This window comes from Frankia sp. R82, from assembly GCF_023716925.1.
Classification (GTDB): Bacteria; Actinomycetota; Actinomycetes; order Frankiales; family Frankiaceae; genus Frankia.
Genome location: NZ_JAMQQG010000073.1, coordinates 1 through 12671, shown reverse-complemented (window position 1 = coordinate 12671; position 12671 = coordinate 1). Strand labels below are relative to the sequence as shown.

Here is a 12671-nt window from a genome sequence, read left to right as displayed (position 1 = left end):
ACCAGGCCCAGTCCGACGACGGCGACGCGGCTGCCGGGGCCGACCTCGGCCAGGCGCAGGCCGTGCAGGGCGATGGCGGCGATCGTGGCGAACGCGGCGGCGCCGGCGTCCACCCCGTCGGGTACCCGCGCGCACAACAGGCCCGGCACCGACTGGTACTCGGCGTGGTTGGCCCGGCCCGCACCGCCGGTGGCGACCAGGTCGCCGGGACGGATACCCGCAACGGCCGAGCCGACCTCGACGACCTGCCCGCAGCCGCTGTAGCCGAGCGGGACGTCGCTGCCCAGCCGGTCACGGACCGTGCGCACCGCCGAGCCGAGGCCGTCGGTGCGCGCCTTCGTCGCCACCTTGCGGACCAGGTCCGGACGGGCCCGGGCCTTGGCCACCAGCCCCGCGCGGGCCAGTTCCGTCACGGCCCGCTCGGTACCGGCGGACACGACCGTCGCGGCCGTGGCCACCAGGACCTCGGTCGGGCCGATCACCGGAACAGGAACGTCGACGATCCGCACCGACCCGCCGGACGCCGCCTGCACCACCTGTTTCATCGTGCGCACCCTCCGGGCCGTCTCGCCGCGGCGGAACACTCGCGGCCACCATCATGCAGCACAGTGTAGTTGATGCACTACATTCAGCGATGAAGGTCGCTCGGAGGCACACCGACGTGTCAGAGCCGGAGGAACGGCATGCAGCCAGCGCTCGCCGCCGCATGCGTCGCCGCGTGCGGCGCCACCCTGGCGACGACCCCTGTCGTCCTCATCTCGATGCGCAGACTCGCGGCCATCGACGAGGTCACGACCCGGTCGTCACACCGAGCGCCGACCGTGCGCGGCGGCGGGGTGGCGGTCGTGCTCGGGCTGTTCGTCGGGGTACTCACCGCCGTGCTGGTCGCCAGCCGGGGCGGTCCGAACCTGCTTCCCTTCACCGCGGCGGCCACCCTGTTCGGCCTGATCGGCCTGGCCGAGGACGTGGGCGGGGTCACCGCGATGCGCCGGCTGGCACTGCAGGCCACCGCGTCCTTCGTGGTCACGGCGATGACCGTGCTCGCCGCCGTCCTCGGCGATCCGACGCCGGGCCTGGTGGCCGTGCTGGTGGTCACCGTCTGCGCACCGCTGTGGATCACCGGTTTCGTCAACGTCTTCAACTTCATGGACGGCGTCAACGGCATCTCGGGGGTGAGCGCGGCGCTGGCCGGCGGCGCCCTCGCGGCGCTGGGCGCCGTTCAGGGCGCCCCGACACTCAGCGCCGGCGGCACGCTCGTCGCCGCCGCCTCCCTCGGGTTTCTGCCGTACAACTTTCCCCGCGCCCGGATCTTCCTCGGTGATGTGGGCAGCTACACCCTCGGTGGCGTCCTCGCCGTTCTCACCGCGCAGGCGGTGCTCGTCGGCGTCCCGTTCGAGGCGGCTCTGGCGCCGAGTGCCCTCTACCTGGTGGACACCTCGGCGACCCTGCTGCGACGAATACGCGCGGGCGAGCACTGGCACACCGCGCACCGATCCCACGCCTATCAGCGCCTCACCATCGCCGGCTGGTCGCATCCCCAGGTCACCGGCCTGATCGCAGGCCTGAGCACAGTGGTCGTCGGGCTGTCCCTGGCCTCCTTCGGCCCGCTGCCGGGACGCCTGGGCGCGGACCTCGCCGCCGCCCTGGTGCTGGCCGGTTACCTGCGGCTGCCCGGCCTGGTCGCCGTCGCGGCGGGAGGCACCCCGGCCACGGCGACGATGCTGCCCACCCAACGCGCGGCGCCGTCCTCGACGGCAGGCACACCGACGAGCACACCGACGGGTACGCCGACGGGCCTCCCACCCCGTCAGGGTGCGTCATGAGCCGGGTTGCGGTGTTCGGCGCCGGCGGGTTCATCGGCACTGCCTGCACGATGGCGCTGCGCCGGGACGGCCACGAGATCGTGACGCGGCGGGCCCGCCGGCTGCGGGTGGACACCGAGGCACTCGCCCGTCCCACCTGGTCGCCGGCCCGGGATCAGGTCGCGCGGCTCGCCGGCGAACTCGACGGCATCGAGGCGGTGGTGAACGCGGCCGGGGTCGCCGTGTCCGGGGCGACCGGGACGCCCACCCTGGTCGGTGGCAACGCCGCCTGGCCGCGGCTGCTCGCCGACGCCTGCGCGCAGGCCAGGGTGCCCCGGCTGGTGCATATCTCGACGGCGGCGGTGCAGGGCCGCGCCCATCTGCTCGACGAGTCCCTGCGCTACGCGCCGCTGACCCCGTACGCGCGCTCGAAGACCCTCGGCGAACAGCTGCTGCGCGACGCCGCCGACCGTGGACGGGTCGCTGTCACCATCTACCGCCCACCCTCGGTGCACGGCCCGCAGCGTCGGATGACCACCGCGTTCGCCGCCTTCTGCCGGCGCTATCCGCTGGTGACCTGCGGGGACGGGGCTCAGCCGGTACCGGTCGCGCTGGTCGGCAACGTGGGCGCCGTGGTCGCGGCGATCCTCGCCGCCGGCCAGGCCCCGTTCGTCGTCGCCCACCCGTACGAGGGGCACACCGTGCGCACGCTCTACGAGACGTTCGCGCCCGGTCGTCCGCTGCACGCCGCGCCGGCGGCGCTGGTGCGGTCGCTGCTGGAGGCCGCCGCGCCGACCGCGCAGTGGCTCGCGCCGCTGGGTGCGGTGTGCCGGCGGGCGGAACTGCTGCTGCTCGGTCAGGCCCAGCGACCCGGCTGGCTGACCGCCCGCGGCTTCGAGCTGCCCCTGGGCCGCCCCGCCTGGACCGAGCTGGCCGCCGTGGCCAGCCGCGCCGATACGACCAGTCCTGCCCCGGCCAGCCCTGCCCCACCTGGCACTGCTCCGGCACAGCCCGTTCCCTGACGTCCGTTGGAGGTCGAACTCGGTGTCCCCCACTCCCGGCCGCCGCCGCGTCCTGGTCATCACCCACTACTTTCCCCCCGAGGTCGGCGCGCCCCAGGCGCGGCTGTCCGAGACCGCACGCGCCTGGGCGGCCGAGGGCCTCGAGGTCACGGTTCTCACCGGCATGCCGAACCATCCAACCGGCGTGATCCCGCCCGAGTACCGTGGCGCGCTGGTCCGCACCGAGCAGGTGGACGGCTACCGGGTGCTGCGGACCTGGCTGTACGCCACCCCCAACGAAGGGGTGGTACGCAAGACGCTGGGCCATCTGTCGTTCATGGTCACCAGTGTCGTGCTCGGCGGCCGGCACACCGGACCGTGCGACGTCGTCATGGTGTCCTCCCCGACCTTCTTCCCGCTCGCCTCGGCCTGGTTGCTCGCCCGGCGCCGCCGGGCCCGGCTCGTCGTCGAGGTCCGCGACCTGTGGCCGGCCATTTTCGAGCATCTCGGCGTGCTCACCAACCGGCGCGTGCTGGGCCTGCTCGAACGGCTCGAGCTCGCCGCCTACCGGGCCGCCGACACGGTGGTCACCGTCACCGAGGGATTTCGCGACGACATCGTGCGCCGCGGCATCCCCGCCGCCAAGGTCCACGTGGTGCGCAACGGAGTCGACCTGGACCGGTTCCAGCCCGCCACCGCCGTCCCCGCCGGCCTGCGCGCGCAGCTCGGTGCGCCGGGAGACGAGCTGCTCGTCCTGTACGTCGGCGCCCACGGGATCTCCCACGGCCTGGTCTCGCTCGCCGACGCCGCCGCCCGCCTCGCCCGGTCGGACCAGGACCGGGCCCGCGCCGTGCGGTTCGCCTTCGTCGGCGAGGGAGCCGACAAGCGGCGCCTCGCCGAACACGTCCGGACGCTGGGACTGACCAACACCACACTGCGCGACGGCGTGCCCCGCGCCCAGGTGCCCGCCGTCATCGCCGCAGCCGACCTGTGCGTGGTGCCGCTGCGCGACCTGCCGATGTTCGACACGTTCATCCCGTCGAAGATGTTCGAGCTGCTCGCCGCCGGCAAACCGGTGATCGGCACATTGCGCGGGGAGGCCGCGCAGATCCTCACCGCCGCCGGCCAGGTCGTCGTCGCGCCGGAGGACCCGGTAGCCCTGGCCGACGCCGTCACCCGACTCGCCGCCGACCCCGAACAGCGTGCCCGGATGGCCCGCGACGGCCGCCGCTACGTCGAGCGGTACTTCGACCGCGACGTCCTCGCCCACAACTACCGTGACCTGCTGTTTCCCCCCGACACACCCAGCCTTCCAGAGATCCCCGGCCCGGCGGCGACCCCGCCCGGCCAGACCGGGCCGGATGGCCCGTCCGCCCACGCCGGTCCGCGCGGCACCACCGTCCCGGCGCAGCGCCTGCCGCTGGGTCTGCCACCGACCGCCGATCTGCCCGGCGGCGCCGGCGTCCGTACGGAACGCAGGCCGGAGGGCGCCGCATGAGAATCCTCGTCACCGGTGGCAGCGGCTTCCTCGGCCGCCGGGTCGTCGCCCATGCCGTCGCCGCCGGCCAGGACGTGGTGGGCCTGGCCCGCAGCGAGCAGGCCGCCCGGACGTTGCGCGGGCTCGGTGCCACCGACCTGCCCGGCGACCTCGACGACCCGTCGGGCCTGGCCACCGCCTTCGTCGCCGCCGACGCGTCCGCCCTGGTCAACCTCGCCTCCCTCGGCTTCGGTCACATCGGCGCGATCCTCGCCGCCACCTCGGCGGCTGGCCTGCGCCGCACGGTGTTCGTCTCCACCACCGGCATCCGCACCCGACTCGAACCGCCGACCAAACAGGTGCGTCTCGCCGCGGAACGCTCGATCGAGGCCAGCGGCCTGAACTGGACGATCATCAGGCCAACCATGATCTACGGTGGTGCGGACGACCGGAACATGGCGCGCCTGCTCACCCTGCTCGCCCGTCTTCCCGCAGCCACCCGCCCCGGCCGGCCCTGGCCGCCCTGGCTGGCGGGTCTGCCACCGGTTCCCGTGCCGGTCCCGGGTGCCGGGCACCTGCACCAGCCGGTGCATGTCGACGACCTCGCCGCGACGGTCCTGCGCGCCGTGGCCGCCGAACGGTCCGTCGGACGGGCCTACGACGTCGCCGGACCATGGCCGCTGCCGCTGCGTGAGATCGTCCTCGCGGCGGGGTCGGCGCTGGGCCGCCGCGTCCACCCGGTGCCGGTGCCGCTGGCACCGGTCCTGGCACTTGCACACCACTACGAACGGCACGCCGCCCGGCCACGGCTGAAGGCCGAACAGATCGCCCGCCTCGCCGAGGACAAGGCGTTCGACATCGGCGCCGCCCGCCACGATCTCGGCCACCAGCCACGTCCCTTCGGGACCGGTATCGCCGACCAGGCCGCGGCGATGGGCCTGACCGGCTCCCGCCCGACGGCGGCACCACCGGCCGCCACACCGCCGCATCCGCGGACCGAGCCACAACCGACACCCGGGCCTCCCCCCGGGCCAGGACGATCCGGGGTTCCCTCGTGAGCGCGCCGGCGGAGTTCGGCCGGTACCTGCGTACCGTCGCGCACCTGCGTCCCGGCCAGATCGTCGCCCGCGGACGCCTGCGGGCACAGCGGGTCGGACTACGCCAGGCTCCCCGCGCCGCAGCCGCCCTGCTGCACGCCCGTCCGTCGCCCGCCCACTGGCCGGCGGGCTTCATCCCACTGGACGGACGGATCGCCCTGGCCGACCCGCCCTCCCCCGACCTCGCCCAGAATCGGATCACCCTGCTCGGCCACACCCGCGACCTGTCGGCCACCGGCCGGGGCGGGACCAACGCCGCGGGAGCTGCCCGCCTGGACTGGGAACAGGCCGACGCACCGCTGCTGTGGCGCTATCACCTGCACTACTGGGACTGGGCGTGGACGCTGGCCGGCGACGGCGCCCACGGCCGTGCCGCCTTCGCCCGGCTCTACCTGGACTGGCGGGCGGCGATCCCGCTCGGTCATCCGGTCGCCTGGTCGCCGTACGTCGCCTCACTGCGAGCGTGGACGCTGTGCGCCCTGCATCCGCTGCTCGCGCCCGCGCCCGGCCTGGCCGTCGGCACCACGCCGGGTGACGTATCCCGTGACGCGGGCGAGCTCACCGCCCTGCGCGACGCCCTGCGCGCCGACCTCGGCACCCTGCACGCGTATCTGCGGGCGCACCAGGAGACCGACGTCGGCGGCAACCATCTCCTGAAGAACCTCAAGGCGCTCATCGCCCTCGAGGTGGCGGCCGGCGACCGCCACGGACTGCGCCGACGGCTGGACGCCCTCGTCCACCAGCTCGACCGGCAGGTCCTCGCCGACGGTGGCCATCACGAACGGGCCCCCGCCTACCACTGCCAGGTCCTCGCCGACCTCGACGACCTCACCGGTCTGCTGGCCGCCACGGGCCGTCCGGTGCCCCACGAGCTGGCCGACGCCGCCACCCGGATGCGCACGTGGCTCGCCACCGTCCTCGGACCGGACGGCACGGTCCCGCTGCTCAACGACGGCTACCCCGTCCCCGACGCACTCCTTCGCCGCCTGCTGACCCCGACCGCCAACTCCGACCACCAACCCCCCACCCCGGAATCCGAGACCCCATCCCCGCGCGGTACCGCTGCCCCGCGCCACACCGCCTTGCCACGCAACACCGCCGCACCAACCGTGCCCGCGCCCATCGTCGGACCCGACCGAACCGGCTCGCCCGCCAGGGCGCACGCAGTCCTGCTGCCCGACAGCGGACTCGCGGTCCTCACCGCCGGCGACTGGCACCTGCTCGCCGACGTCGGACTCCCCTGCCCGAACGGCCTGCCGGCCCATGCCCACGCCGACACCCTTGCCTTCCTGCTCTGGCTCGGCGCCCAGCCGATCCTCGTCGACCCGGCGACCTCCACCTACGCGCCCGGCCCGCGCCGCGACCGCGAACGCGGCACGGCCGCCCATTCGACGGTCACCGTGGACGACCTCGACTCGACCGAGGTGTGGGGTGCCTTCCGCGCCGGTCGCCGCGCCCGTCCGACCCCGGTCGCCCTGCACCGCGACCCGACGTCGGTCACCCTCAACGCCGGCCACGACGGCTACCGCCGCCTGCCCGGCGCCCCGCACCACCAGCGGCTGTGGCGCCTCGACCAGCACCGCCTCGTCCTACGGGACCGCATCGGCGGAACCGGACGGCACCGCATCACCGTGCACCTGCACTTCGCCCCCGGTATCGGTCTCGCCTCCGACACCACGCTCCCCCCTGCCTGCGCCCGCTCGGCACCCACCAACCCCGCCCGCCCCGCCCCGCCACTGGTCGGCTCGGTACTGGTCGGGCGGCCCACGCTGGTCACACCGCTTGGCCGGCGCCTGGAGCTGTACACCGATCTGCCGGGTCGGTGGCGCCTGCACCTCACCCCGCGGGCCATCGGCTGGGAGCGCACCGTGCCCGCGGTGAGCGCCGAGTTCTCCGTCGACGCCGACCTGCCCATCACGCTGCGCACGACCCTGGGTGCCTCCGGTCCTCCCGGCCCCGATACCGGTGATCCGCAGCTCGGATCAGCCCTCGACGAGACGACCACCCGGCTGACCCGGTCGCGACCCGCCCCATCCCGTTGATCTCCGTTCCGGCAGGAGGCGACCCGGAACAAGGAAGGGAGCCACTGCGGGAGACCGGATGGTCGCGGTCAGCGCACACGGCGCGGCGCCGCCGCGAAGCGGCCACCCATGTCTACAGTAAGTCAAGTAAAGAACACTCTTGGTGAGAATGACTGCCCGGAACGACCCTCGACGTGCGGCGTCCCTGGGATTGCGGCGGTCGGCGGGGAGGCAGGTCGCACCGATGACGTCCAGCTCAGTGCCGGTGGGTAACGCCGACGCCGACGCCGACGTGACGGCTGCTCCCGGTCCCGCCGATGGCACGTCCGAAGCCGAAGGGACGACCGCGACCGGGAGAACGTCCGGAACCGGGGGGCTGTCCCGGGCGACCGCCGCGGTGCTGGCGGGGAACGCGGGGACACTGCTGCTGGGCACGGCCACCGGCGCGCTGGCGGCACGGGCACTGGGGCCGACCGGACGCGGTGAGCTGCTCACCCTGCAGACCTGGGCGAGCATGCTCGCGATGGTGCTCAGCCTGGGGGTCTCCCAGGCGCTGGTCACCGAGGACGATGCGGACGAGGGGCTGCTGGCGCCTCTGCTCGCACAGGCGGCGATGGTGGCCGCGATCGGCGCGGCCCTGTTCACCGCGGCTGCCGTCGGTGGCTTCGGGCATCGCGACGACCTGGAGTTCGGGCCGTTCGCCGTGCTCGGGGCGAGCCTGTTTGCGGCCGCGACGATCGTGGGGTCCAACGCGGCGGGTCTGGCGCAGCGCCGCGGGCGGATGGGCGGCGAGTTCCAGGTCGTGCGGCTGGTCCCGGCGGCGGGCACCCTGGCGGTGTTCGTGCTGTATGCGGCGATCGGCCAGCGGGACCCGGTCTGGTGGCTGGGTGCGTTGGCGTTGACGTCCCTGGTACCGCCGTTGGCCTACCACCTGCAGGTGCTGCGCCGCCCCCGGTTCCGGCGCTGGCGTCGGCGCCGGCCGGGCGCGGTGCACCCGCCGACGGTGGATCGCGGCGACCGCCCGGGGGTGCGGGTGCTGCCGTCGTCGGCGTTCATGCGCGGGGCGCTCGGAGCGTATGGCACGGTCGTCGGCGCACAGCTCATCTACAAACTCGACCTGCTGCTCGTGGCGATCCTGCGGCCGGCCCGGGAGGTCGCGTTCTACGGGGTGGCGGTCGCGTTCGCCACCGCCTGCGCCACGATCTGCCAGGCCACCGGGATGGTCGTGTTCAGCCGGCTCCGGACGCTCGTCGACCCCCGGGCCCGGGCCCGCACGGTGCGCCGGGCGACACTGGCCACCCTCGGCCTCGCCACGGTGATCGCCACGTCGGTGGCACTGGTGGCGCCGCTGGCGATCCGGGTGGTCTACGGCGCCGACTTCGTACCGGCGACGACGGCCACCCGCGTTCTGGTACTCGCCGCCATCCCGCAGGCGGTGGACTACCTGCTCATCCACGTGCTGCTCGGTTTCCGCACGGCGCGCACCGTGCTTGCGGTGCAGGTCCCGGTGGCCGCGGCGACGGTCGCCGGACTGCTGTTCGCGCTGCATCACGGTGGGCTCGCCGCCGTCGCCGCCGTCTCCGGTGCGACCTACACCGCGTCGGCGGCAGCGCTCTACCTGGCCTGCTCCCGCCTGTTTGTCCGCGCCGCCGCCCACCCGATGCACATCCCCGATCCCCGACCGTCCGCCGACACCTCGCCGGACCCGGCACCGGACCCGGCACCGGACCCGGTGGCGGCCCCGTCCCAGCCGGCCCCGTCCCAGCCGACAGGGTCCCAGCCGACAGGGTCCCGACCCCGGCCGCCCGGCGGACGACACCGCCGGGCACCCGACACCCGGGAACGGCGGGCCGCGCCGACCACCGTGGGCGGGCCGGAGAACCGGCCCGGAGCGAAAGACCATCCCGCCCGTCCCGTCCAGGAGCACAGGACCTTCCAGGAGCCATGATGACCACGCAGAGTCCCACCCGTCCGGACCGGCCAGAGGCCACTGCCCGCTATCTCGACCTGCTCCGTTCCACGCTGACCTTCACTCTGTGGGACGGCGGTGACGGCAGTGTGTGGGAACCTCGGGGCAGCGCCCGGCGGCTGGTCGCCCGGGCCGTCCACCGGCAGGGCATGGAGATCGTCCGACGCACTCTGCCGGAACACCGGGGTGACGGGCGGGACTGGCCGCGGCTCGCGCACACCATGACTGGCGAGCGCCGGATGCGCAACCTGCAGGACTGCACCGAGCAGGTGATCCGGGACGGGGTGCCGGGCGACCTGATCGAGACCGGAGTGTGGCGCGGCGGAGCCTGCATCCTCATGCGCGGCGTGCTCGCGGCCTACGGGGTCGACGACCGGACGGTGTGGGTCGCCGACTCGTTCGCCGGGCTGCCCGTGCCCAGCCCGCGCTATGCCGCCGACGCCGGCGACCGTCATCACGAGTACACAACCCTTGCGGTGTCCGTCGAGCAGGTACGGGACAACTTCCGCCGCTACGGCCTGCTCGACGACCAGGTCCGGTTCCTGCCCGGCTGGTTCCGCGACACTCTGCCGCAGGCCCCCGTCGAGCGGCTGGCGGTGCTGCGCCTGGACGGCGACATGTACGAGAGCACCATCGACGCGCTGAGCGCCCTGTACCCGAAACTGTCCCCTGGTGGGTTCTGCATCGTCGACGACTACGGCGCCGTGCCCGGCTGCCGGGCCGCGGTGGACGACTACCGGGCCGCCCACGGCATCGACGAACCGATCACCTCGGTTGACTGGACGGGCGTCTACTGGCGCCGCGGCCCCGCCCCGCAGGACACCGCCGCGCCGGGGCCGGCTGCCCCGCACGCGTCATGAGCGCGCCCGTGCGGACCGGACCGTGGACCGTGCTGATGGTCTGCACCGGCAATCTCTGCCGCTCACCGCTGGCCCAGTACCTCGCCGCCGCCTATTTTCCGGCCCGACGGGGAACCCCGGCGAGCGCCGGGGTTCCCGAGCAGCTCGCGATCGCCAGCGCCGGGGTACACGCCCGTGCCGACGACACGATGCACCGCCATTCCGCCGAGCTGTTGCAGGCGCGGGGCATCGACCCCACCGGATTCCACAGTCGACGGCTCACCACCGAGCTCGTCGAGCGCAGCGACCTGGTGCTCTGCGCGACGCGGGACCACCGCTCGGCGGTCGTCACCCGAAGCCCGCGGGCGCTGCGCCGCACGTTCACGCTGCGCGAGTTCGCCCGGCTGACGTCGGCGGTCCGCCTCGCCGACCTGCCGATCGGGCCGGTGCGTCCAGCCGGGGAGCTGCTCGTCGCCGCCGCTCTGAGCGCCCGTGCCGCCGGCCGGGTCGTGCCGGCGGAACTCGACGACCTGACCGATCCCCTCGGTGCGGGCCGGGCCCGCTTCGAGGCCTGCGCCAGCATGATCGACGATGCGCTGAACGGCCCGATGTCACTGCTCGCCCAGGCCTGCCAGGTGTGGCAGACCGGGCCGCCCCCGGACGGGATGCTGCCCGCACCGCGGCACGGCGAGGGCGGTGACCGGCCGAAGGTGATCCGGTACGGCGCGGAGGTCGGATGAGGGTCCTCGTCGCCGGCCGCTGGCTGGACGGATATCTCGACGAGACGGTGGTCGCCGGCTGCGTCCGGATCCGGCCGACGCTGTGGATCACTCTGTTCCCGGTGGACGGCCAGTACTTCGTGCGCGGCGGCGGTCCACGGGAGGTCGCCGCCTACACCCGCGAGTTCGGCATGCAGGCCGTCGCCCGCAAGGGCGTGAGCCGACTGCGGGAACGCGGTCGCAACCACCGTCACGTCGTGGTGGGTCTCGGCGTCATCATCGCCTCCGACGCCCCTGGTACGTCCGATGTCCCTGGTACGGCCAGTGCCCCTGGTACGTCCGACGCCGCGGATCCACTCGTGGTGGGAACCACGGTTGCGTTCGTCGCCCCCGCTCATCCGGCCGGCATGGAGCGGGTCGTCCTCGACCGGCGGTTGGTGCGCGCGTACCCACGGGCGGCCGGGGGGGGCACGGAGGGACCGATCGTCTGCCGGACCCGTCCGGCGACCACCCCGCCGGATGTCGACGACCCGCTGATCGGCTGGTCGCCGATGTCCGGCGCGACGTTCGACCCGAGATCCGTCGACCGGCTGGTCAGCTGGCTCGCCGTCGAATGGCGAGGTCCCCGCCCCGACGACCGGACGCTGCCCGGCACCAGCGCCGTGACCACCCGTGACCGCCACCCCCCGGCCGCCGGCGACGGGACGCGCCCCACGGCCACCCTGTTCGGCCTCGGCCACTATGCGAAGACGCAGGTCGTCCCGCACATCCGGGACCACCTGGAGCTGGTCCGCATCCACGAGGTCGATCCGGTCCAGATCGGCATCCGCCGGGCCGGGCGGATTGCCTTCGACACCTCGCCGCTGCCCTGCCCGGACGAGCCGAGCGACGTCGACCTGATCGCCGGGTTCCATCACACCCATGCGCCGCTGGCGCTGGCCGCCCTGCGCCGGGGGGCGGTCGCCGTCGTCGAGAAGCCGGTCGTCACCACCGAATCCGATCTGGCCGAGCTGGTGAAACACCTGGACGCGGGCGGTCGCCTGTTCGCCTGCTTCCAGCGCCGGCATTCCCCGATGAACGACTGGCTGCGTGCCGATCTGCGCCTGGCCGACGCCGGCGAGCCGATGCTCTACAGCGCGGTCGTCTTCGAGGAACCACTGCCGTCACGGCACTGGTACCGGTGGCCGGCGTCCCGCAGCCGTCTGGTGAGCAACGGATGTCACTGGATCGACCATTTTCTGTGGCTCAACGACTTCGCCCCGGTGCGTCGCCAGACGGTGTCCGTCGCCCGTGGCGGCACCTACACCGTGTACGTGGAGCTGGCGAACGACGCGGCGCTCTCCCTCGTGCTGACCAGCATCGGCGGGAGCCGGTACGGCCTGCGCGAACACACCGAGCTCCGGGCCAACGGGGTCACCATCACCATCGTGGACGGCGCCCGTTACACCGCCGAGGCGGGCAGCCGCCTGCTGCGCCGCCGCCGGGTCAACCGCCTGGACGCCTACCCCGCGATGTACCGCGACATCTGTACCCGGCTCGTCGCCGGCGTTCCCGGCGAGAGCGCCCGGGAGATCCGCGCGACCGCCGAACTGACCCTCCGCCTCGACACCGCCGCCCGACCCGACTGACCCTCGCTTACGAGGCGGCCCGGTCGGCCGGCACTCGGTAGCCACTCCGATCAAGGAAGCCAATACACGTCCCGGGAATTCGCGAAGATCTGCGAGAAACACCAGGTGCGACGCTCCG

Annotated in this window: 9 protein-coding genes and 1 pseudogene; 9 read left to right on the top strand and 1 reads right to left on the bottom strand. The window is 73.9% G+C overall.

Annotated elements, in window-relative coordinates; genetic code table 11:
• Positions 1-545, bottom strand: a pseudogene (locus ND747_RS14040) (oxidoreductase); the annotation flags it as partial.
• 138 nt (positions 546-683) lie between these two features.
• Here ND747_RS14040 and ND747_RS14035 point away from each other — a divergent pair.
• The 9 genes from ND747_RS14035 (at position 684) to ND747_RS13995 (ending at position 12553) form a co-directional block, all read left to right on the top strand.
• Positions 684-1823, top strand: coding sequence for a glycosyltransferase family 4 protein (locus ND747_RS14035; RefSeq protein WP_251734062.1), 1140 nt, complete (start codon positions 684-686; stop codon positions 1821-1823).
• Complete coding sequence (locus ND747_RS14030; RefSeq protein ID WP_251734061.1) at positions 1820-2824, top strand: NAD(P)-dependent oxidoreductase; 1005 nt, start codon at positions 1820-1822, stop codon at positions 2822-2824. Before ND747_RS14035 ends, ND747_RS14030 begins: the two co-directional genes overlap by 4 nt.
• A gap of 22 nt (positions 2825-2846) precedes the next feature.
• Positions 2847-4301 carry a glycosyltransferase family 4 protein gene (locus ND747_RS14025; protein ID WP_251734060.1) on the top strand — a complete coding sequence of 485 codons (1455 nt, stop codon included), beginning with the start codon at positions 2847-2849 and terminating at the stop codon, positions 4299-4301.
• Complete coding sequence (locus tag ND747_RS14020) at positions 4298-5338, top strand: SDR family oxidoreductase (RefSeq protein WP_251734059.1); 1041 nt, start codon at positions 4298-4300, stop codon at positions 5336-5338. The genes ND747_RS14025 and ND747_RS14020 overlap by 4 nt, the downstream gene beginning before the upstream one ends.
• Positions 5335-7419 carry a heparinase II/III family protein gene (locus tag ND747_RS14015; RefSeq protein WP_251734058.1) on the top strand — a complete coding sequence of 695 codons (2085 nt, stop codon included), beginning with the start codon at positions 5335-5337 and terminating at the stop codon, positions 7417-7419. The genes ND747_RS14020 and ND747_RS14015 overlap by 4 nt, the downstream gene beginning before the upstream one ends.
• A gap of 223 nt (positions 7420-7642) precedes the next feature.
• Positions 7643-9346, top strand: coding sequence for a lipopolysaccharide biosynthesis protein (locus ND747_RS14010; RefSeq protein WP_251734057.1), 1704 nt, complete (start codon positions 7643-7645; stop codon positions 9344-9346).
• Positions 9346-10227: a TylF/MycF family methyltransferase gene (locus ND747_RS14005; RefSeq protein ID WP_374216223.1), complete on the top strand. Its 882-nt coding sequence runs from the start codon at positions 9346-9348 to the stop codon at positions 10225-10227. Before ND747_RS14010 ends, ND747_RS14005 begins: the two co-directional genes overlap by 1 nt.
• A complete protein-coding gene (locus ND747_RS14000; RefSeq protein WP_251734055.1) occupies positions 10224-10946 on the top strand; it encodes a protein-tyrosine-phosphatase in 723 nt (240 codons plus the stop codon). Before ND747_RS14005 ends, ND747_RS14000 begins: the two co-directional genes overlap by 4 nt.
• Entirely contained in the window at positions 10943-12553 is a 1611-nt protein-coding gene (locus ND747_RS13995) for an oxidoreductase (protein WP_251734053.1), read from the top strand. Before ND747_RS14000 ends, ND747_RS13995 begins: the two co-directional genes overlap by 4 nt.
• Positions 12554-12671 lie beyond the last annotated feature (118 nt).

What these genes read in the sequence shown, in the direction of transcription:
- ND747_RS14030 (WP_251734061.1), top strand. Translation starts at nt 1,820, where the DNA reads ATGAGCCGGGTTGCGGTGTTCGGCGCCGGCGGGTTCATCGGCACTGCC.
- ND747_RS14005 (WP_374216223.1), top strand. Translation starts at nt 9,346, where the DNA reads ATGACCACGCAGAGTCCCACCCGTCCGGACCGGCCAGAGGCCACTGCC.
- ND747_RS14035 (WP_251734062.1), top strand. Translation starts at nt 684, where the DNA reads ATGCAGCCAGCGCTCGCCGCCGCATGCGTCGCCGCGTGCGGCGCCACC.
- ND747_RS14020 (WP_251734059.1), top strand. Translation starts at nt 4,298, where the DNA reads ATGAGAATCCTCGTCACCGGTGGCAGCGGCTTCCTCGGCCGCCGGGTC.
- ND747_RS14000 (WP_251734055.1), top strand. Translation starts at nt 10,224, where the DNA reads ATGAGCGCGCCCGTGCGGACCGGACCGTGGACCGTGCTGATGGTCTGC.
- ND747_RS14010 (WP_251734057.1), top strand. Translation starts at nt 7,643, where the DNA reads ATGACGTCCAGCTCAGTGCCGGTGGGTAACGCCGACGCCGACGCCGAC.
- ND747_RS13995 (WP_251734053.1), top strand. Translation starts at nt 10,943, where the DNA reads ATGAGGGTCCTCGTCGCCGGCCGCTGGCTGGACGGATATCTCGACGAG.